We start from the raw sequence: 22,425 nt of genomic DNA, 5'->3' as shown, positions 1-22,425 counted from the left end.
CTCATAATTCATAACTCTCTTTACTGTTCTTCCGCTGATGCTCCGGCCTTGGTTGTCTTTGCCGGCGGCTTAGATTGTTTGATCCGGTAATTCAAGGTCAGATTCAATTGCCGCCTTCTGCCCTGGAATGTGCTTTCGGAATAAAAGTTTGATCCTTCAGTGATGTTCCTTGATTTCCGGGTATTGAATATGTCGAGTACGCTCATGTTCAAGGTGCCGTTACCTTTAAACACATCCTTACTTACAGAGAAATCAAAATAATATAATGATTTTCTTTTTCCCTGCGCTGTTTTCTGGGGAGCTTCATAGTTTGCCCTGAGCTGGATATCAAGTGCCTTTGGAAATGTAAACCTTGACGTTTGCCTTACGAACCAGCTATAAGTCGAGGTTTCATAAGATTTTACAATATTACTTCCATCAATATTAGCATAGAAAAAATTCGCATTGAAGTCGAGCTTCCACCACTTATAAGGGGAGTAGTTGCTAGTAAATTCAATTCCCATCGCCTTTTCGCCAATAAGATTTTGAGGTAATGTGATCGAATTTCCAATGCTATCTACTCTTCTTATCCGCTCAATTTTTCCCTTTGTGTCACGATAGTAAAGAGCCGAAGTAATCGATCCTTTCTCAAAATACTTTATATGGCCTATTTCGAATACATCACTGAATTCCGGATTAAGATCCGGGTTTCCGCTGGAGAAATTTCGACTGTCTGAGAATGTCATAAACGGACTCAGGTCGTTATAGAACGGACGTCGGACGCGACGGCTATAACTAAGTTGTAAAGCATTTTCCTTTGGTAACTCAAGCGAAATATGCGCACTTGGAAACAGGTTAACATAAGAGCGTGGATTTTCCTGGTTGGTTTCTTTCAAAACTGTTTTTACATCTGTCCATTCTGCCCTGAGGCCTGCCTGGTATGAAAAGCGATTGCTTTTATTTGAAGCAATCCCATATATGGCATGAATATTTTCTTCATACAAAAATATATTGTCGAGGCCAGGTAAAGGATCAAAGCCTCCGGAAGCATTCTGTTGGGTAACAACATAATCGTTGGTCATGTCTCTGAAACTGCTTCTTAAGCCTGTTTCGATCTTACCTTCTTTAGCAACGGGTCTTACATAGTCGAGCTGAAATAATAACTGTTTTTCAAATTCATCGTTTACCGACTTTTGTAAAATATATTGGTTTTTATCCTCGACGCCAGCAGCACTAAAATAGTGTTGAGTAAAAGTCTGATCGGAGTTTTCCCAGTTATCAAGAAACTTAACCTCACCAGTAAAGTCATGTCCTTTTTTGCCAAACGACTTTTTATATATCAACGAATATTCTGAGTTTGGTTCTATTTCATCTTCGTCCTGTCTGCGGGTTGTATAACTTTTCAGATCTGATTTATCAAAAATGTAATCATCGTAGCGGATATCTGTCTGCCTGTTTGCATCGCTTCTGCGGAAAAGATAAGAAGCAGTGAGTACGCTGGTTTCGCTGAAGTAGAAATCGAGTCCGCCGCGGATGTTATTATTAAACCCGGTTATTATTGCATCGTTTGATTGTTGGAGAATGAAAGTGGTGTCTCTCTCGTAAAGTTCCTGGTACATAGAACCTATTGCAGGCTGCCTCCGGTATGCAATGCCATAATTAATAAAGAAATTGATCTTCTTATGCCGGTAGTTGAGATTTGCTGCAGCGCCAAGGTTGGTTGGATAACCGGTTGTTAACTCGAATGAACCATTAAAACCCTGTCTTTTATCTTTTTTCAAAATGATATTCAGTACGCCGGCCATGCCTTCAGCTTCGTATCTGGCAGATGGATTTGTAATAATTTCAACCCGGTCAATCATACTTGCCTGTAATTGCTGTAATCCGCTTCCGCCTTTAAAACTAACCAGGCCAGAAGGTTTCCCGTCAATCAGAATTCTTACATTCTCACTACCCCTGAGCTTAATTGCACCTTCGGGATCAACAGAAACCGATGGAATATTACTGAGTACGTCTGCAGCTGATCCACCTGCATTGGCAAGGTCCTTGCCAACATTGAAAACTTTTTTATCCAGCGACAAGGTCATCGAACTTTTTTCTGCCTGTACGATTACTTCTTCAAGCGTTTTTCCGGAATTGGCTAACCGGACAGTGCCAACATCAAACACCGGCCTGGTGGCATCCAGTACAAAACTTTTTATTGAATATGTGTTATAGCCGGTATAGTTAATCTCCATTGTATAAGTTCCGGCAGAAAGGGGTAGTTCAAAATCTCCTGATACAGTACTCAGTTTGCCGGTCACGAGCGCGTTGCCAGGTAATGTGAACACCTGTATGCTTGCTGCTTGCAAAGCAATGCCCGACGCAGAGTCTGTTACCTTCCCTTTCAACATCATATTACCGGAAGATTGACCTAAAACACAGGTTGAACCAAGCAAAGAACCCAGCAAACTGATAATAACAATTGATGTAACTCTGAGTTGAGATGATAATCTTATAAACAAACATTTCATGGCGCTGTAAAATACCTTAAAAGCATTGACCTGCAAAGCAAATTGCATTCCCCTCATCTACCCAATTTCAGGAACTAAGTGGGTATGCTGTTCATTTAAGCAGAAATCAGTTTAAATTACAATAAAAAAAATGTCTGCCTGTTCCTTTTCTCTTCATATTGGAATAAATGGTGTCGACAAGAACCACTATCGCGGCTGGGACGGTAGGTTGCAAGGCTGTGAGAATGATGCATTGTTTTATCATCAGCTTGCACAGAAAGAGGGATGCAAACTTTCAAAAGTTTTGCTGACAAGTGACCATTCAAATATGCCTGATGTCAGAAATGTATTGGGCTTTCTTGACTACAGTATACAGGAACTTAATGATGGTGATAATCTTATCATCACTTATTCGGGTCATGGTGGTATAGTCGAAGACAAAAATTATGATGAGGATGATTTCCAGGATGAAACCTGGTGCCTGTATGACCGACAGTTATTGGATGATGAACTTTTTGCCCGATTCAGCCGGTTCAAAGCCGGGGTTAACATATTTGTAATTTCAGATAGTTGTCACAGCGGTTCTGTGACCAAGGGTGTGGATGAGACGGAACAGGATACAAGAGTGAAAAGGTTTGTTCCCCGTGAGCAACTTTTTGAAACATTCCAGGCCAACCGCAATATTTATGAACCATTGATGCGCATGCCATTGGTAAAGGATGATGATATTGCAGCAGCGGTTTTACAATTGGGCGCTTGCCAGGACGATGAATACGCTATGGAAGATGGAAACAATGGCCTGTTCACGAAAACAATCATGAAGATCCTGGAACGAAACGGCGATATTGGTTCTTATCAGGAGTTGCTGGTGAGATCTAAACGAGCATTAACCGGAATTCAAAGACCTAATCTCGTATGCTATGGAAACAATCATCAGCAGCTGTTAAAAATAAAGCCATTTGGTTCTTCATATATACCAGGCAGTGCGAACAGGATGGACTTTATTAATGAAACCGGTGGCCTTATTGTCGAATTAACAGGGGTTCATGAAAGCTTATCTGAATTGAAACAGTTCATAGTATCACAAACCCTTGCCATTCCGGAAAAAGAAGATCTTACCGTTTATCACTGCAGTTGTAATTGTGAGGAACCGGGTATGTATCCGTGGGATCATGCTTACCAGCAATACCGCTTCCTCAAAAGCAGTGGGTTTCCTGTTTGTTGTGTGGTGCCTGAGCGGCCGCAGGCCGAAGGATCTGTGTTGAATGCCGCGCTTGAAGAAAAAGGGCTGACCGTGGATACTGAAATTAAAAGTTTATCATCAAATGATGAAGAAGAGAAGCGGGCATCAGTATTTCAAAAACTCTACAAGACCCTGGTGAAAAATAAGAAGGGCCTGGGCAGAGCAACCGCTCCGGAAGAAGACGAAGTGCTGACAAAGATGTTCAGCCTTGAAACAGTACAGGTAATGTTCAGGGAAGATGATCTTGCAGAATATCGCGCAATGTCACCTTCGGAACTCGGAACTCACCTGGCTGATCCGGCAAATTATCTTGCATTTATAACGATTGTTAAGAATTCAATATTTAGTTCAGATACGTTAACTGTTCATTTGTAAAGTATGCCAACCACAAAACCTACATTTTATACTGTTTTTTCAAACAGTATGAAACAGGAAGAATACCTGCCTAATCTTTCTGAGGAAGCAACAAAAATTTCAGATCTGCTGCATGGACTTGTATTCAGCGATGTTATCTATTATATGAAAGATGAAATTTTTACTGCTGATCGTTTAATAGCCAACTTTTCAAAATATGGCGACAAGTTCGATATATTTTATTTTTCAGGTCATGCCAAGGACGGCGCACTCAGGTTCAGCGATAATTTCATCAGTGACACCGATCGCATGGCAGATGTAATCAATATTAACCTGCGAAATTTACAGCTGGGCTTTTTTAATGCCTGTGATACTTTTGACCTTGCAAAAAAGATTGTTCAGAAAAGAGCAAAGGCCCAAAGTGCTAACAAGCTTGTTATGATTATCTGCGGCTGTGCGATAAATGCATTTCTTGCTGAGAGATTTGCCACACTTTTCTTTAATCATGTTGGAAGGCCAGGTACTTATTTCGACGCATATAAAAATGCAAGTACATTACTAAGCCTTGTAAATGGCAAACTACGCTTCAGAGAGTTTTATAGCCTGGAAGATCTTGAATCAGCTACAGAAGATTTTGATTATGCCTTTATAGACATACCAGTGCTTGCAAAACCCACCGCCCCGCCTTCTTCGGCACCGGGCGCGGCAGAGCCGGTTGCGGCATCCTCCGGGTCGGCACCTTCCGGGCCTGCCAACCACTCCATCATCAATGCAGATAAGAAAACACTCGATATTCTTTCAGCGAATTATGTGAAGGAATGTACACAGACTGCGATGACAAGCAACGCACTTGATTCCAAACAAATGGAAATATTGAACCAGGCAATAAAGGGCACCCAGGAAGTTGTTGATGGAAACCTTGTAACCGGGAAAGTGAAGCAGTTGTGGAAGGAGGCAGCCAGGATACTTCCAGGGGTCGATTCGAAAAATGATTTCCGTTCTCTTATCAAAGTTTCAAGAGGCTCTCATGATAAAGCGCTTGGTAAGTTTTTTGGTAAGGCCAATAATCAACCAACGGTGGCGAATATCCAGCAAACCGTTGATGCGGGAGACTGAACACCTTTACACTAATCAGAACGGCCTTGCTCTATCTCGTCGCTATAAAATAATTTTTATTTACGTTAATAACGATATGTTATGCCCTACAACCCAAATTTTATATCCGGTTTCCGGATACCGTTGCCAGAGATAGTTGCTGCAGATGCTTTTCCCGGCACTCCTCTTCATTATCATCATCATAGTATAGTGATGAATCCAGAAAGAAAATTTGCTTATTTCTCGGCCTCAAATACGGATGGTCGCAGCTGGAAACCAATTGACCGCAAGGGCGGTTTCAAAAAAGATTCGAAACTTGAAGACCAGTTCCAGCTCGGTGATGAGTTGTACAAATCTATCAGTGCAGGCGAGGATCGTGAAAACGATTTTGATGAGGGGCATCTCACCTCTTTCCAGGAAGTTTTATGGGGAAAAGAAAAAGAGCTTACTCTTGCCGGTGCCGATACATTTTTTTACACGAATTGTGTGCCCCAACATGGTTCTTTAAACCGCGGCGCATGGCGTTCACTCGAACAATATCTGGTTAAAAAAGGTGCTGATCCCAATGAACTCAAAATATCTGTAATGACCGGACCTTTATTGCTTCCGCATGATCCCTATTTCATCAACGCAATAAACGGCGAACTTGTGAGAGTGCCGGTCGCGTTTTGGAAAGTTATCTACTACAAGGCAGTCCAGGGTTTACAAGCAGTTGGTTTTATGATGAGCCACCGGAACCTCCTGCTGGAAGATAAAACAATTACCTATGATAAAGATGATGTGACCCGCAGCGCAGTCGAAGAATTAGAAGATGTATTTATGATGTTCCCGAAAGCTACAACTTACCAGGTAAGTGTGAGTTTCATTGAGAAAATATCAGGGATTAAGTTTTTTCATGAGGGTGTTGCCTTCCCATTCAAACAACAAAGCAGCCGTGAACTGATACTTAAACGGATAGAAGTAGAAAGGCCAAGAGGTATGGATGAAGAAGGTTCATTCGCCGATTCTCCTATCGACTATCAACTTGAAAATATCCTTATATAGCAAAAGAGACCAGAGACCAATCGTCATCACGGTTTAACTAATCATTCTTAAAATCATCAAATAAAAAAAATGGCAACAATTTATGCTCTGCTGGTCGGAATCAATAACTACCCGGTAAAACCACTGAGTGGTTGTATCAACGATATAAAGGCCGTTGAGGACTATTTACAAAAAATGTATGGCACAACTAAAGATATAACGCTAAAGCTTAAGCGAATTACAGACGAGGATTCCATCACACCAACCAGGGCGAATATTATTGCTGGTTTTGATCATTTCAACAACGCAGCTGAAAACGACACCTGTTTTTTTTACTATAGTGGTCATGGCTCCTGGTCCCCCGCGCCAAAGGAATTCTGGTCAGAAGCTGATATGCGCAGTGAATCATTCGTATGTATCGACAGCCGCATACCTGGTGGAAAGGACCTGATGGATAAGGAAATGGGTTACCTGATCTGGAAAACGATGGCCGGTAAAAAACAAACAAGGTTTATTGTAATTACAGATTGTTGCCATTGCGGTACTATAACACGTGACCTGGATGATAGTGGAATAACTGACCGTATGATGCCTGACGCGTCTGAAGCGGCCAGTTTTAAAGAATACCTGGGTTATGAATCTACAATCAATGGAATCAAATATTATATTCCTGAACAAGACCCGGTGACTGGCGATATAAAAGCATCATTCCGCCAGGGCAACCATATTCATTTGGCTGCTTCCCGTGAAAATCAAACAGCAAAGGAATTAAACATTGACGGGTTGAAGCGGGGTGCCTTTACCCATTCACTTCTGAAAATTCTGTACTCCGTAAATGGCCGGATATCCTATCGCGATTTAATAAATAAAACAGGACTTCTTGTAAAGAACCTGGTGTCGGATCAGAATCCCGGCCTTCATATAAACGGCAGCGAACACAAAGAATCTGCTGATGATTTTTTTCTCACAAAAGTGAGTGGTGCAGGAGAGCCCTTTCTTGTTTATTATGATGCAAGATGGAAATGGTGCATCAAGGGAGGACTTATCCATGGAATTTCTACGGGCGATGAAATAGCGATAGAAGGCATAGGCTCTACCGTTGTTACAGGTACTCCCGCCCCGGACTTTTCAACAATTGCAGAACTGCCAGGGATGGTTACCGGTACATCAATATATGAAGCAAAGGTGATAAGTCAGCCAAACCAGCCAATGGAGGTTTCATTTGATCCGTCGTTCAGCCATGATCAAAAAACTATGTTTGAAAAGCTAATTTCAGAAAACAAGGAACCTTCATTAAAGTTAGCAAAAGACCATGCCGGCCGCTTCATTATCAGGAATAAAGGGAAACAGATTTTTATCACGAAACCTGGCTCCCTGGATCCCCTTATTAAGCCGATAGAAGTAAATACTGCTGAGGTTTTGTTGTTTGTGATTGAAAGAATAATGCTGGTAATTAAATGGACAGCCTTGCTTGAATTAACACAGTCATCATTTATCAGACGGCCTTATGAACTCGCCTTATACAGGAATACTCTGGCTGGTAGTTACAATAAAACAGATTTCGAAAAACTCGATTTAACAAATAGTATCAATGACTTCAATTATCTCGAGGACGAAGGTGGCGAATGGCATCAACCAGCTTTCAGGTTGTCAATAAAAAATACCGGCCAGGTGCCGCTCTTTGTCAGCAACGCGTATCTCGGATTTGATTATTCCATCTCAACTGAATTTTTTGAAGACATTCAGCTCCTGGCTCCGGGGAACGAAGCATGGTTGACATTTGTAAACGAAGAATCAGAGGAAAAGCTGGTACTCCTCAACCTTGATGAAACATATGCCGGGTTGGGTTATAATGAGATCACTGAATATCTTAAACTATTCATTTCATCACAGCCTGTTGATACTGATAAATTAAGGCAGGATGGCCTGGACTTGCCTGTTATGAAATCCAGATCAGGTGATGACCGCAGCCCTTCATCTATTGTAGCTAAAACGCCTGTAGGAGCATTCAGCTGGGCCACCGAAACATTTGGATTTCGTATAGTCCGTCCTCCCGGCAAAACAGATATTGCACCCGGTAAAGCCACCACTTTGCAATCTGTAATCATAGCCCCACATCCTGCATTAAAAGCAAAAGCTGCCCTGGTAAGCTCTGCAATTACCGGCCGCTCGGTTGACTCAATCCGGGCTCCCCATACTACTAACAGTAACTCATTTCTTGAACCTTTCAATTTTATGGCAGGCACCCGTTCATCTGATCAGCTCGACATCCTTGAATTAGTGGATGTGCATCAAGCTGAATCAGTAACTCCGGAAACACCGCTTGTATTAAATATACCTGAAACAGATTTGAGTGATGTTGTCGCAATAGGATATGATACAGCTGATAATATTTACTATCCAATAGGTTTTGGGAACCAGTCGGGACAGATTATTATCGAAGCCTTACCTGAAGTTAGCCCGGCAGATCCGGCTATTACATCAAGAAGTTTTACCGGCTCTATAAAACTATATTTCCAAAAGGTCATAGGGCAAAAGCTCGGTTTTAAATTTGATTACCCGAGGTTGGCTATGGTTGAAGTGGATAAGGAACTGGCAGTAAAATTTGAACCGGATAAAGAAATTGTGTCGAAGGCAATCGCTGCCTCACAGAACATTCTCTTGTTCGTGCATGGTATCATTGGTGACACGGAATCGATGGTGAAATGTGTGCGTACGCAGACAACTACCAAAAGCCTGGTTGAAAAAGCAGATCTTATTCTGAGTTTTGATTATGAAAATTTACATACTACTATTGAAGAAAATGCGGCCCTGTTAAAAGAGAGATTATCCTCGGTGGGACTTGGTAGTTGTCATTCAAAAAACTTAATCATTGTAGCTCATTCAATGGGAGGCCTTGTTAGCAGGTGGTTTATTGAGAAGCTGTCAGGGAATGCCGTCGCAAGCAGGCTGGTGATGCTCGGTACACCAAATAATGGAACACCCTGGGCAGATGTTCGTGATATGGCAGAAACGCTGTTAACATATGCATTAAACGGCGCAGCATTTCTGAAGCCATGGATGTTTGTTTTGAATATAGCCGGGAAAATCGCCGGCGGTGCACAGGTAACGCTTAAACAAATGGATAAGGATACCGGCATATACAAATCGCTGAATGACGGAACGGATCCGCAGATCCCATATGTAATTATCGCAGGCAATACAAAAGATATCATTCCCAATTATGACAAAACGGCCACTGCCTTACAAAGAATTTTTACCCGCCTGCGTAAAAGAGGATTGTATGATACACTGGACCTGGTGCTGTTTAAACAGGCAAATGATGTTGCAGTGACAGATAAAAGCATCACAGAATGTGGCAATGTAGCGGGCTGGAAACATATCCCTGAACTGGTTTATGTGCCTTCCGACCATATGAATTATTTTAATAACAAGGTTGCGCTGGAGAAAATAATGACGGGTTAATAAAATTGTTTTTATTAAAACAATGACCATCTGACTAATTAAAATTTGCCTGGTTAAGTATCTGCTGCATTTTTTCTTTTAGCTTCAATGACGCATGGGGATTGTCGATAACGGCATCGGCTATGCGAACTTGTTCTTTGTCATCAAGGTCTTCTGCATCTTTTTCTTCCTGGTCAAGTATATTCTGGAGGATGGGATCAGTAATTACCAGTTGCATCAGTTCCGTTTCGAGCATTTCATCTTCTTTATAGTTTTCGTCTTCAATGGCACGTAAACCAAATATTACTTTCAACAATGGGAATGAAACCTTATCTTCTTTTTCCTTAGTTAGTGACTGAGGTGAAGCCACCTGGATTTTTAAAGCATCTGCAGCCTGTAGTATGCCCTGTCCGAAATATTTACGATAATCACGACTGCTTCCGGCCATTGTTTTTTTTGCCGATTCAAACAGTGCATGACGGATTGCTTCTACCCGCATCCATCCTTCGGGCAATGCCATGAGCTCGTCAAAATATTTTATATGATAAAGTGCCGCAGCTGCCGCAATCTGTGGAGTAGCTGAAGATGTTCCATCACCACGGATACTAACCACGTTATTATGATTATAGTTGGCCCAGGGTACATTTGGTGTGAACGCAGCAAGAGCGGTATCCATAAGGGCTTTGGGGCCATAATTTCCTTCCATGACGCGAAAACTACTACCGCCGTTTATCTTGGCATAAGGACTTAAATCAAAAGTAACTCCACAGGCAGCCAGCACACGGTTAAACCTGGCCGGGAAGATCATTGTTCTCGCGGGTAATTTATTGAAGTTGTTGCCTGCCGCTGTTACAATAAAAATACCTTTTTCATAAGCAAGGTTCACAAGGTCTGCCCATGCTCCTGAAGCTACCCCGCCCATACTCATCGTGACAATATGTACTCTTTTTTCAGCATCAGGATATAATTCATTTACGATATAATCAAGGGCTTTTACAAATGCAGCGGATTTTAGAAGCACTACTGAGGCGGCTATACGTATAGGCACAATTTCCACCTGGTCGTATAAACCTATATAATCTTCAAAATCGCAGGCCGGCATAGCCATTTTTGCCCCGGCCAATATGCTGAGTGTGCCGGTACCATGGCCTGGCATTTTTAAAGTACCGGAGCTGTAGGGATCTTCGGCATTATTCCATCTATCCTGCTCGTCATCCACAAAATTGCGCTCAAGATCTTTGCGGATAAGTGATATGGGAGTAGACAAATGTTTGGCGCTATAACCAGTATCAAGATGTGCTATCCGAACAACACGACGAACAGGAATTGCTGCTATTTCCGCCCTGGCTTTACTTAGCTGAGAAAACTCATCACCAAGGTGCCAAACGCCGGGAGTTTCAGGATGTGGCCAATAGTCTATGAATTCATTTTGATTCACAGGTATCGCTGACCCGCGTTCTTCAGCATCTTCACTATAGGCAAAAAACGGGGCGCTTGAATTAACCTCGGGTTCTGCAAACCTGATCTCAGGATTTTCAGAAACAACAGCATGTGCGTCGTCCCATAAATTAGCCAACGAAGGAAGCGTTTCTACTATAGATATCGGTTCCCTGCCTGGAATGTTTACCTGTTCCCCGATCGATTGGTCGATGTCGCGGGAATTACTGTTTGTACGGATGAGAAGTTTGTTAAAATGAGTTGGCATGATGGCTTCGTTTATGAAATATCCAGGTATTTTGTTAATGGGATGACGGAGACCACTAAGCTATGATAAGCCAAAGATTCACACAATACAACTATATGGTATTATTGCCATCGTTAACCAGGCATGCCTTCCTTAATGCTTCCATTGCTGCAAATCCTTTTTGTTTTGCAAATGCCATGTTGTTTGAAGGTATGGAATCAGGATCCCGGAAGTTTTCTAATACGCGTTCGATGCTGTCTTCACGCAATAAATGAAGCATAGGGTATATGGATCGGTTGGTAAAATTTGCAGGATCGTCAGGGGCAGCTCCGGCGAAACGATAATCCGGATGAAAACTTGCGACCTGGTAAGTTCCTTCATAATCCTCCGCTTCTATTAATTGTTCAGCCAGATCAACAAGGTCGAGATAGTCATCAAAATCAAGGTAACCTTCGGTGAGAATAAGTAATGATGTTTCTATTGTTTCATTATCATCCAGCCGCTTGCATTCGTTCAGAAAAGCCTGCAGGATCGCTTCTGGTTTTGTCGAAGATTCCACCTGGTAGTGGATCGTATCGAGTTTTAACTCGCGGGCTGCGAAAGGGCAAAAGTTGCAACCGACAACAACGTTGTTTATCCAGTTCCTGGTTTCTGTGATGGCGCGCTCAACGGAATTCATTCCGCAAAGTTATCGATGCGCAATCAAAATCCGTTTATTCACCCGTAAGCAGATTCTTTGGTTCTTTTTCATCTGTGTAAGTGATCATCAGGGAATGTTTGCCGGTTTTAAAAATCTTTTCGGATAAGGTAGTCTTTGGATTTTTGGATTTTTGATCAGGGATTGCATAACCTGCAAACAATACAGGTGAGCTGTCTTCAAAGGACGAATTAATTATCCCAAGTTGTTTCCAGGAGCCTGGTCGAGTTTCAAGAAACAAGCTGATATCGTCAAAATAGTAAGTGCCGGTACTGGTGACAGAAGTAAAAAACCAGACAGCTGCCGTGTTTTCAGGAAGGCGACCTACGATGGTGAAGATGGTCCATTCCTGCTCCGATCTTTTTTCAATATTTACAAATTTGCTGCTGATAAGATTATCGTTCCGGTCGGTGGCAGCACCAAAAAAACGGACTCCACCTAGGGTGTCAAGACTTTCTGAACGCACGGCCATCTCATATCGGAAATTCTTTCCGGCTGATTCTTTGATTTCAACTTTTTTGGCAAACTGAAAATTCTCCCGGATGGCCTTCCACGATGGTTGTGCCTGGGATGCAGTGATAGAAAATAACATTAAAAAGATAGACACTATCCTTTTCATAAGGGTTCGGATTTAGGGTAACATAAAAACGAATTAAGTAGGAAAATGTTGTTGTTCCTGGACAAGTGCCTAATATGTTGTTGTTCGTAGATAAGTGCCTGTAAAATAATAAATTGTGAATGCCAGGACAGGTTGGGGATACTGGGGCAGGCAGAAACTGTAATTATTTCAGCAACTGGTATGCTATAAAGCTCATGATATATGCCAGGGCGGTCATATAACCCAACTGAATGAGGGGCCATTTCCAGCTTCGTGTTTCACGTTTTACGATAGCCAGGGTGCTCATACATTGCATGGCAAAAACATAGAATATCATCAGGGATACACCGGAAGCCAGGGTATATACTTTGGTGCCATCTGCCTTTTTAGCCTGCTGCATTTTATCGCGCAGCAGCATACTGTTTTCATCGGCATCTTCGCCAACACTGTAAAGCGTTGCCATTGTACCCACAAAAACTTCCCTGGCAGCAAATGAAGTTATCAAAGCAATACCAATCTTCCAATCATATCCCAGGGGACGGATAACGGGTTCAATTGCGTTCCCCATGATACCTGCATATGAGTTTTGAAGCAAGGCTGTACTTTTCTCCCGTTTAAGTTCTTCTTCCCTGGCCGGGTTACTTCGTATCTGCTCATCAAATTGATCAGCTACCTGCTGCATCCTTTCTTTAGGTCCATAGGTGCTGAGCACCCATAATATCAAACTGATAACCATGATCACTTTTCCAGCTTCAAAAACAAAGATTTTTGCTTTGCTGAACATCGTGATCAGCACATTTTTCCATCTCGGGGCACGATAAACCGGCAGCTCAAGAATGAAATAACTTTTCTCCTTTATTTTGATAAACCACTTGGCGATATATGACACAACCAGTGACATAACAAGCCCAAGCAGGTAGAGACCCATCATTACCAGGCCCTGCAGGCCAAAAACTCCCAACACCGCTTTTTTTGGTATAACCAATGCAATCAGGATAGTATAAACGGGCAAGCGCGCACTGCAACTCATCAACGGGGTGATCAATATGGTGAGTAAACGCTCTTTTTTGTTTTCGATATTACGTGCACTCATAATTGCCGGCACTGCACAAGCAAAGCTGCTGATCATGGGCATCACACTTTTACCGTTTAGACCAACTTTTCGCATAAGCTTGTCCGTCAGGAAACTTATCCTGGCCATGTAACCGGTATCTTCCAGGATAGTGATCAGCCCGAAGAGAATCATGATTTGCGGGATGAAAACAATGATCCCACCGAGCCCTGCAAGTAAACCATTCACCAGCAAATCCGACCACCAGGTGTCAGGCAGTATATTTCCTACCCACGAACCCATCTCTCCAAAGGCCCATTCAATAAAGTTCATTGGGTATTCGGCCAGCCAGAACATACTCTGAAACAACAGAAACAATACCGCAAGCAAAATCAGGTAACCCCAACGCCGGTGAAGCAGGATGTTATCCAGCTTTTCAGTAAACATTGTTTTCTGCAATGGATTCGGCTCAGACACTGATTGTTTCAGTATCGCACCGATACGCTGGTAACGCTGCAAAATTTCTTCAGCCTGTATTCGTGTATGATTAAAAGAATGTTTCTTTTCGATCCCTTCAATCTTTTCCTGGAGATCATTGTTGAGTGCAAAGGACTCATGATTGATAAGATAATGAATCGCCTTATAATTACTCATCCCGGGAATAAGTGCTTTTACATCCCTGATGGCATCTTTTGCGAATGCCTCATTATTTACAAAATCAAAAACGGGGGCTTTATAAAGGTTGTTAGCGGTCTGTTCAATGGCTTTTTTTAGCTGTGGAATTCCCCGGTTTTTTCTTGGATTGATGGAAATCACCGGAACGCCGAGTTCTCTTTCCAATTCCGGCAGGTCAATATGAATGCCTTTTGTTTTGGCGATGTCAAGCATCGTCAGGGCAATTACAACGGGAATTTTCAGGTCAATAATCTGGGAAACAAATAACAGGTTGCGTTTTAAATTGCTGGCATCCGCAACGAGGACCACCATCTCGGGTTTCACCTGCAGATCCTGCTGCATGAGTACCCTGTAAGCCACCCACTCATCTTCCCGTCTTGGGTATAGACTATAAGTGCCGGGTAAGTCGACCACAACACCGGTGATTCCGGGTGAAATAACCGTATCACCCATTTTTTTGTCTACAGTAACGCCGGGGAAATTGCCTACTTTCTGGTTTAGGCCAGTCAGCGCATTAAAAAGAGAGCTTTTTCCGCTATTGGGGTTTCCGACAAGGCCTATGTTTATTCTACGAGATGCCACAAGTTTGCAAAATTACTGATTACACCGGGCCCCCGGTTACGATTTGAGTAAAAAGATATTAAGAGTGCGTTAAAGGAGGAGACCAAAAACCGCTTGTCGTTATTATCTTTGCTCCCATTTTTAAAAGCTACATATATGTTCAGTAAAAGGCAAAGAGTGAAAGACCTGCTTGGCAGTGATGATACAGGCAGGCAGGTAATTGTTATGGGATGGGTTCGCACGTTTCGTAATAATCAGTTCATTGCCCTGAATGATGGCAGCACAAACAGCAATTTGCAGATAGTGGCTGAGTTGGGCAAATTTGATGAAACGCTGCTTAAGCGCATAACCACGGGCGCTTCACTCAAGATAACCGGCGAACTGGTTGCCTCATTGGGTAAAGGTCAGAAAGTGGAAGTAAAGGCAGAAACCATTGAAGTACTTGGAGATTGTGATGGAGAAAAATATCCCCTGCAGTTAAAAAACCGCCCGAGCCTTGAATACCTGCGGGAAATTGCACATCTCAGGTTCCGCACCAATACTTTCGGTGCCGTTTTCAGGGTCAGACACAAGCTCGCATTTGCGGTTCACAAGTTTTTTAATGATAAAAACTTTGTCTATCTCCATACGCCGATCATAACGGCCAGTGATGCTGAGGGCGCAGGTGAGATGTTTCGTGTGACCACACTTTCATTGGACAATCCCCCCAAATCAGCGGACGGCGCCATAGATTTTAAGGAAGATTTTTTTGGACGTGCCACCAATCTTACCGTAAGCGGCCAACTGGAAGGCGAGCTGGGGGCTATGGCTTTTAGTGATATTTATACATTCGGCCCTACTTTCAGGGCTGAGAATTCCAACACTGCCCGCCATCTTGCTGAATTCTGGATGATAGAACCTGAAATGGCTTTTTATGATCTCGAGGATAATATGAACCTCGCAGAAGAATTCATAAAGTATATCATTAATTATGCAATGGAGCATAATAAAGAAGACCTTGAATTCCTCGCTCAACGCCAGGCGGAGGAAGAAAAACAAAAACCACAGGCAGAGAGATCCGAACTGGGACTGATGGAAAAGCTCCTATTTGTTGTGAACAATGATTTTGAAAGAGTCACCTACACTGAAGCGCTGACAATTCTGAAAGAAAGTAATCATAATAAAAAGAAGAAGTTCCAGTATCCCATCGAAGATTGGGGCATGGATCTGCAGAGCGAACACGAGCGCTATCTTGTCGAAAAGCATTTCAAGAAGCCCGTTATCCTGATAAACTATCCAAAGCAGATCAAATCTTTCTACATGCGCCAGAACGAAGATGGCAAAACGGTTGCGGCGATGGACATTCTTGCCCCGGGCATCGGGGAAATCGTCGGTGGTTCTCAAAGAGAAGAACGGCTGGAGAAACTTGTTCAGAGGATGGAAGAATTGAAAATACCTGTTGATGAATTATCATGGTACCTTGATACCCGTCGTTATGGAGCTGTGCCTCATGCAGGCTTTGGCCTGGGCTTTGAAAGGATTGTTCAGTTCGTGACCGGGATGACAAATATCAGGGATGTAATTCCTTTCCCGAGAACGCCGAAAAATGCGGAATTTTAAAAAAACGGAGAAAAAAGTTATGAATTATGAGTGATGAGTTATGAGTGGGTTATCGAGTGATGAGTGCGATAACTGGCCCCAATGTATCATTAAGTTGAGTAACAACTTATAACTCCTACAACTCATAACTCACTCATCACTCATCACTCATCACTATATTTAAGTAATTACTATTTTCAATCTAAATCTTTTCCCATGTCTATTCCAGTTGTTAACCTCGCAGATTTTTTATCAGGTGATCCTGAACTGAAACAGGCTTTCGTAAACAAACTTGGCAAGGCATATGAAGATGTTGGTTTCGTGGCGGTGAAGAATCATGGCATACCAGATGCACTTATAGCTGATCTGTATAAATATGTCCAGGAATTTTTTTCGATGCCGGGAGAGAAAAAGAAGCAGTATGAAGTACCGGGATTAGCCGGCCAGCGCGGTTATACCTCATTCGGTAAAGAACACGCTAAAGGCAGCGATGCACCTGATCTGAAAGAATTTTTTCAATTCGGCCAGGTAGTTGAAGACAATGATCCTATAAAATCAGAGTACCCTGATAATGTTAAAGTGAATGAGGTTGAAGCCTTCAACAGCACATTTATAAAAGCGTATAAAGCTTTTGAAAAATCAGGCAAGTCTTTGTTGCAGGCAATCGCTTTATATCTTGATCTTGACGAACATTATTTTGATGATTATATTCATAATGGCAATTCAATTCTTAGGGCTATACACTATCCGCCGATAACAAGCGAACCCAAATCTGCTATAAGGGCGGAACAACATGAAGACATCAATCTCATTACATTATTAGTTGGAGCTTCGGCTGACGGGTTGCAAATTCTTACCAAACAAAATGAATGGATTGGAGTGACGTCACTGCCTGAACAGATCGTGGTGAATGTTGGCGATATGCTTCAAAGGTTAACTAATAATAAGTTAAAATCCACAACACACCGGGTTGTAAATCCACCACGTGAAATGTGGCACACTTCGAGGTTTTCAATACCATTTTTTCTACATCCTAAAAGTGCTATGAGCCTTGCCTGTATTCCAGGATGTGTTGATAATAAACATCCGAAAGCCTATCCTGATGCTACTGCCGGGGAGTATCTTGATGAAAGGCTTAGGGAGATTGGGTTGAAAAAGTAATTCTGGTATTTGTACAGCACTATTATGCAACAGTTTTTGGTCGCTTCTTCGCTCCGTTGGGAGCGGGATTGTGCCTTTTTGCGGCTGTGTCCCGTGGTTAATACCTTTCGTTATGCCGGTCTATGCTGTTGTCTCCGATCGGCTTTTTTGCCCTGATCAGCTTTGTTAGGGTTTCTTCAAGTGCTGGTGCTTGTTCTCCCCTGATCGGCTTCAGTAACTCCGACCACGGTACGACATGCTGGTTTGCTTTCTTTGTTTACCAGCATTATTATGCAACAGTTTTTGGTCGCTTCTTCGCACCGTTGGGAGCAGGATTGTGCCTTTTTGCGGCTGTGTCCCGTGGTTAATACCTTTCGTTATGCCGTTATTTGTTGTTGTCTCCGATCGGCTTTTTTGCCCTGATCAGCTTTGTTAGGGTTTCTTCAAGTGCTGGTTGCAGTATCTCCCTGATCGGCTTCAGTAACTCCGACCACGGTACGAAGGCCGCTCAAAGGCACAATCCCGCTCCCAACTAGCTCATCCACTTGGGGGAATATCATACTAGTCATAACAATTCTTAAGAGTCCGCTATAGCAGGTTCGTTGTCCCATCATTCAATCAGCATTAAATCTTGTGATAAGCCAATCACTTAATTAGTCATAGATGACAAATGAGCTGATATTCGTTTTGCAATTCCCTTCCCGATCTAATATACAAACCGATCTCACATTCCATTGGATGAGATAACGCTGCCATCCGCAAAAAAACTGCCGCGTGCAAATGCTGCCACCCGCAAACACAGCTGCCCGCAAACAATGCTGCCTACAAACGTAGCAACCCGCAAACGATGCCACTTGCAAACGCTGAATCACTACTGCGCTGAATCATTGCCAGGCTGTAACGAGCAATCGATGCAATACCTACCGTTATTTTTTCCTTTGCTATGAGGAGTTTATTAAAGCACTTGTACCAGATTGCTTGCGAATTAGATGAAAAGAATGCAAATGCGATGATGTACAACAGAAATTTCGGTAGCTAAGATTGGTTAAGATTGTTGCAAATGAATTTTGACAAGCGTTGTACGATAAACCGAATAGCTGCTAATTGTAATTCAGAGAACGGCAACATAGCAATGTCATTTCAATCTCTGCAATGCCGATAATTTCAATGCCGGTTATTGCAATAAGTGAATGGTGAATTTTGTTGTACAAGTCGCATATCCCTTAAGTGAACGAGATTAGAACGTGCAGGATGGGCCTGAGGTTGGTTTGATTGCCACCTTCGATTCCTGCCCGGAGTTACCGCAGCCGATCAGGGCCCAACAGCAACCAGCACTACAAGCATACCTAACAAAGCCGATCAGGGAACAAAAAGCCGATCAGGGAACAAAAAGCCGATCGGAGACAACAGCAGAGAGCGGCATAACGAAAGGTATTAACCAGGAATCACAGTGGCAAATCAAACCAACCGAAAGGCCCATCCGGCGAAGGGAAGAACCGAGTGAACGCCCTGAACTTGCATAATCAATTTGAGAGTAATGTAAATATAAAGGGATCCACAACTCGATTTTGAAGTCATGAGCTCGTAGGTTTATCGGTAAAAAAGGCTGTTTCATCCTCCCCTATCACCAACAAGTCGGTATTCACTTGTATTTAACGGTATTGCTTTGTATTCTTGTATTAGCAACCCTAAAATAAGATACCATGAAAAAATTCATCCTCTACCATTTTGTACTTCTCTTATTCACCAGTTTTGCTACTACCATCACGGCACAAGAGGCTTTAGTGTTTAATCAAAACCCTGGATTCGCGCAGAGCCGCGACCGTTATATGTTTCTTGCAGATTCCCTTAACAGCTGGCATTCAACTACTTTCCAGGAAACATACAGGGCTATAGATTACCTGGCCGACAAACGTGAAGCACGCGAGCGTCGCCGGGAATTTCACAGGCAATTGCACCTGGAAAGAGTAAGAAACAGGTTTGGATGGTACAACAACAACTCTAACTATCCTGCTAACGGCTATGGATACTACAATAATTATGGTTACAATTCGTCTTATTATGGCCGTCCATACCGGGGCAACGGTTTCTGGATTGGGCTACCTGTTCCTTTGGGAATAGGATGGCATTGGTAATACTGCCGGAATTCATAATAATAATTGGTATCTCAATCAGATTTGCAATAAGAATCAGGAAGAATTATAATAAGAATCGCAAGTAGAAATTGAAATAACAATTGTACAAGAATTGCAATAAAAATTGCAACAAGAATTGCAACAAGAATTGCAGCAAGAATTATAATAAGAACTATAATAAGATTTATAACCCCTGATCAAATAACCCTTTAAGATGAAAAAAGTTATCCTGGCTATTGCCATTGTTACAACAGTATCGGTCGTCGGAACCTCCTGTGCACGCAAGGTTACACGAATAGATCCAACTGAGCAGATAGATCTTAGTGGTCGATGGAACAATACTGATTCCCGTTTTGTGGCTGAAGAAATGATTGGTACAATTTTGAATGATAAGTGGGTTTCCAATCATCAGCAATCACAAAATGGCCAAAAGCCTGTTATAATCGTTGGCTTTGTAAGCAATAAAAGCCATGAGCATATCGAGGCCGAGACCTTTGTAAAAGATGTTGAGCAGTCATTTATAAAATCCGGCAAGCTTCGCCTTGTACAAGGTGGTAAGAAAAGAGAAGAACTGCGCGCTGAAAAATCCGATCAGCAAAGCAATGCATCGGTTTCCAGCATGAAAAAATTCGGGCTCGAACAAGGCGCCGACTATATACTCCAGGGATCTATCAATTCAATTGTAGATTCAGAGAAAAGAAAGAAAGTAGTTTATTACCAGGTTAATCTTGAGCTGACAAACATTCAATCCAATGAAGTGGTATGGATAGGCGACAAGAAGATTGCAAAATATGTTAAGAATTAATTAGCTTCTTTCCCTTTCTTCCCTTACTAATAACCTTCGTTGTCTCCCGGCTTCAGCGTCTGGAAAATGACGATCAGTGCAATGGTTGCTTTTGTAATTTGTTATGAACCCGCTCCATAAATACTTTTCCAGGTTTGCTGCAATGATTTCAGCGGCGACCGTTGCAGTTGTAATACTGGCATCGTGCGCCACTTATAATCAGCGGATAGGTAATTATTATGCCGAGATGGTGAATGGTGACTACCAGGCAGCTTCGGTTAGTCTTGGAAAAAATAAACTACTCAAAGCGAAACGTAACCGGTTATTGTTCCTGCTTGAGAAAGGTAAGCTGGCTCATATGATGAAACTTTACGACAGCAGTAATTATTATTTCAACGAAGCCGATTTATATATGGAGGATGCCCATATAAGCGTTGGTGATGTTGCTCTTGGAACCCTGCTTAACCCGATGATGCAATCATACAAAGGCGAAGCTTTTGAGAAGTTCATGATCCACTACTATAAGACGCTTAATTATCTATCATTGAATCAACCTTCGGAAGCTTTGGTTGAAGCAAGGAGAATATCAATTAAAAGTTATGCACTGCAGGATAAAACCAATAACAACTCCAACAGGTATTCTGATGATGCGTTTTCCCTGATCCTGCAGGGATTGATTTACGAACGAAATGGGGATATCAACAACGCCTTTATCTCTTATCGCAATGCTACAGATATTTATTTAGAAAACAACAATGCCTGGTATGGTGTCGATATGCCGGTTCAGCTAAAAAATGATCTGCTGCGTACCGCCTATCTTAACGGATTTACAGGTGAGCTTGAACGTTATGAGCTGCTTCTCAGCCAAAAATATGTTCCGGCAGAACCTGGAACTGGTGGTGAAGTGGTTGTATTCTGGGAAAACGGGCTTGCACCAGTTAAGAAGGAAGCCAATTTTATCTTCGCACTTAATAAGGATGAGTTTGGGACTTTCGCATTCGTCGATCAGACAGGATCCTTTGTTATTCCATTCGATTTTAGTACTGGTGTAAAAGCAGATGATTTAAAAATCGAAGACCTGCGATCCCTTCGGATTGCGTTTCCACGTTACGAAGAACAACCGGTTTTTTACTCCGGCGCTTCCATAAACATTAATAACAGGCAATACGATCTCGAAAAAGCAGAGAATATTAATGCGCTTGCGTTTGCAACACTAAACGAACGCTTTATTAAGGATATGTCGCTCGCCCTTAGCCGCCTGGCAGTAAAAAAACTTGCAGAAATTGCTGCCCGCCCTAAAGAAGACGCTAAAAACAAAAACGAGAAAGAGGCGCTGGCCATGGCGATCCAGGTATTTGCCTTGGCATCTGAAAAAGCAGATACCAGGAACTGGCAGTCTTTGCCTCATACGATTTATTATTCACGCGTTCCGCTTGCACCTGGGGCGAATGTTCTTAAGTTCAATACTTCTGCTTCCGGGAAAGCAAGTGAGGCTATGGATCTGGCTGTTGAGGGCAATGGTTCTCTTCAGTTCCGGAATCTTAGCAGTTTGAGATAGTCCTTTTTTTGATCAGCACTTTGTCGCAACAGTCCTTTGTCGCTTCTTCGCTCCGTTGGGAGCGGGATTGTGCCTTTTTGCGGCTGTGTCCCGTTCCGCATTTGGCGGGATTGCTCATGCCGTTCTTTGTTCTTGTCTCCGATCGGCTTTTTTGCTCTGATCAGCTTCAGTAAATCCGACTACGGCACGAAGTGCTGGTTTGCTTTCTTTGTTTACCAGCATTATTATGCAAGAGTTTTTGGTCGCTTCTTCGCACCGTTGGGAGCGGGATTGTGCCTTTTTGCGGCTGTGTCCCGTGGTTAATACCTTTGCTCATGCTGGGAGTGGTTCTTGT

Annotated in this window: 15 protein-coding genes; 10 read left to right on the top strand and 5 right to left on the bottom strand. The window is 42.5% G+C overall.

Features of this window, described 5'->3' with window-relative positions:
- Positions 1-20: 20 nt before the first annotated feature.
- A complete protein-coding gene (locus VK664_RS29155; protein WP_461402270.1) occupies positions 21-2,549 on the bottom strand; it encodes a TonB-dependent receptor domain-containing protein in 2,529 nt (842 codons plus the stop codon).
- A gap of 73 nt (positions 2,550-2,622) precedes the next feature.
- Between VK664_RS29155 and VK664_RS29150 the strand changes: the two genes are divergently transcribed.
- The 4 genes from VK664_RS29150 to VK664_RS29135 all read left to right on the top strand — a co-directional run bounded on the left by VK664_RS29150 (position 2,623) and on the right by VK664_RS29135 (position 9,651).
- Positions 2,623-4,089, top strand: coding sequence for a caspase family protein (locus VK664_RS29150; RefSeq protein ID WP_461402269.1), 1,467 nt, complete (start codon positions 2,623-2,625; stop codon positions 4,087-4,089).
- Positions 4,090-4,092: 3 nt separating this feature from the next.
- The gene (locus VK664_RS29145; protein ID WP_461402268.1) at positions 4,093-5,184 is read left to right on the top strand and encodes a hypothetical protein; all 1,092 of its coding nucleotides are present in this window, start codon (positions 4,093-4,095) and stop codon (positions 5,182-5,184) included.
- Between the two features lie 81 nt (positions 5,185-5,265).
- Positions 5,266-6,207, top strand: coding sequence for a DNA/RNA non-specific endonuclease (locus VK664_RS29140; protein ID WP_461402267.1), 942 nt, complete (start codon positions 5,266-5,268; stop codon positions 6,205-6,207).
- Positions 6,208-6,276: 69 nt separating this feature from the next.
- Complete coding sequence (locus tag VK664_RS29135) at positions 6,277-9,651, top strand: caspase family protein (protein WP_461402266.1); 3,375 nt, start codon at positions 6,277-6,279, stop codon at positions 9,649-9,651.
- 34 nt (positions 9,652-9,685) lie between these two features.
- On the opposite strand, the gene VK664_RS29130 is transcribed toward VK664_RS29135, so the two are convergent.
- From VK664_RS29130 to feoB, 4 genes are all read right to left on the bottom strand, one after another.
- Positions 9,686-11,335, bottom strand: coding sequence for a S8/S53 family peptidase (locus tag VK664_RS29130; protein WP_461402265.1), 1,650 nt, complete (start codon positions 11,333-11,335; stop codon positions 9,686-9,688).
- A gap of 91 nt (positions 11,336-11,426) precedes the next feature.
- Positions 11,427-11,993: a DUF1415 domain-containing protein gene (locus VK664_RS29125; RefSeq protein WP_461402264.1), complete on the bottom strand. Its 567-nt coding sequence runs from the start codon at positions 11,991-11,993 to the stop codon at positions 11,427-11,429.
- 34 nt (positions 11,994-12,027) lie between these two features.
- Positions 12,028-12,630 carry a hypothetical protein gene (locus VK664_RS29120; RefSeq protein ID WP_461402263.1) on the bottom strand — a complete coding sequence of 201 codons (603 nt, stop codon included), beginning with the start codon at positions 12,628-12,630 and terminating at the stop codon, positions 12,028-12,030.
- A gap of 163 nt (positions 12,631-12,793) precedes the next feature.
- Entirely contained in the window at positions 12,794-14,917 is a 2,124-nt protein-coding gene (gene feoB, locus VK664_RS29115) for a ferrous iron transport protein B (RefSeq protein WP_461402262.1), read from the bottom strand.
- A 135-nt stretch (positions 14,918-15,052) separates the two neighbouring features.
- Here feoB and asnS point away from each other — a divergent pair, with 135 nt between their 5' ends.
- From asnS to VK664_RS29085, 6 genes are all read left to right on the top strand, one after another.
- Positions 15,053-16,495, top strand: a complete 1,443-nt coding sequence (asnS, locus tag VK664_RS29110; RefSeq protein ID WP_461402261.1) for an asparagine--tRNA ligase — start codon at positions 15,053-15,055, stop codon at positions 16,493-16,495.
- A gap of 195 nt (positions 16,496-16,690) precedes the next feature.
- The gene (locus tag VK664_RS29105) at positions 16,691-17,635 is read left to right on the top strand and encodes an isopenicillin N synthase family dioxygenase (protein WP_461402260.1); all 945 of its coding nucleotides are present in this window, start codon (positions 16,691-16,693) and stop codon (positions 17,633-17,635) included.
- A gap of 1,223 nt (positions 17,636-18,858) precedes the next feature.
- Positions 18,859-19,137 (top strand): hypothetical protein, encoded by a 279-nt coding sequence (locus VK664_RS29100; RefSeq protein ID WP_461402259.1) that lies wholly within the window; start codon positions 18,859-18,861, stop codon positions 19,135-19,137.
- Between the two features lie 180 nt (positions 19,138-19,317).
- Positions 19,318-19,749, top strand: a complete 432-nt coding sequence (locus VK664_RS29095; protein ID WP_461402258.1) for a hypothetical protein — start codon at positions 19,318-19,320, stop codon at positions 19,747-19,749.
- Positions 19,750-19,963: 214 nt separating this feature from the next.
- Positions 19,964-20,554, top strand: a complete 591-nt coding sequence (locus VK664_RS29090; RefSeq protein WP_461402256.1) for a penicillin-binding protein activator LpoB — start codon at positions 19,964-19,966, stop codon at positions 20,552-20,554.
- Between the two features lie 103 nt (positions 20,555-20,657).
- Positions 20,658-22,091: a COG3014 family protein gene (locus VK664_RS29085; protein WP_461402255.1), complete on the top strand. Its 1,434-nt coding sequence runs from the start codon at positions 20,658-20,660 to the stop codon at positions 22,089-22,091.
- Positions 22,092-22,425: the final 334 nt, after the last annotated feature.

This window comes from Flavitalea sp. (assembly GCF_035489435.1).
GTDB lineage: Bacteria > Bacteroidota > Bacteroidia > Chitinophagales > Chitinophagaceae > DATHKG01.
Note: the sequence above shows the minus strand (reverse complement) of the source record. Positions and strands in the feature narration are given on the sequence as shown.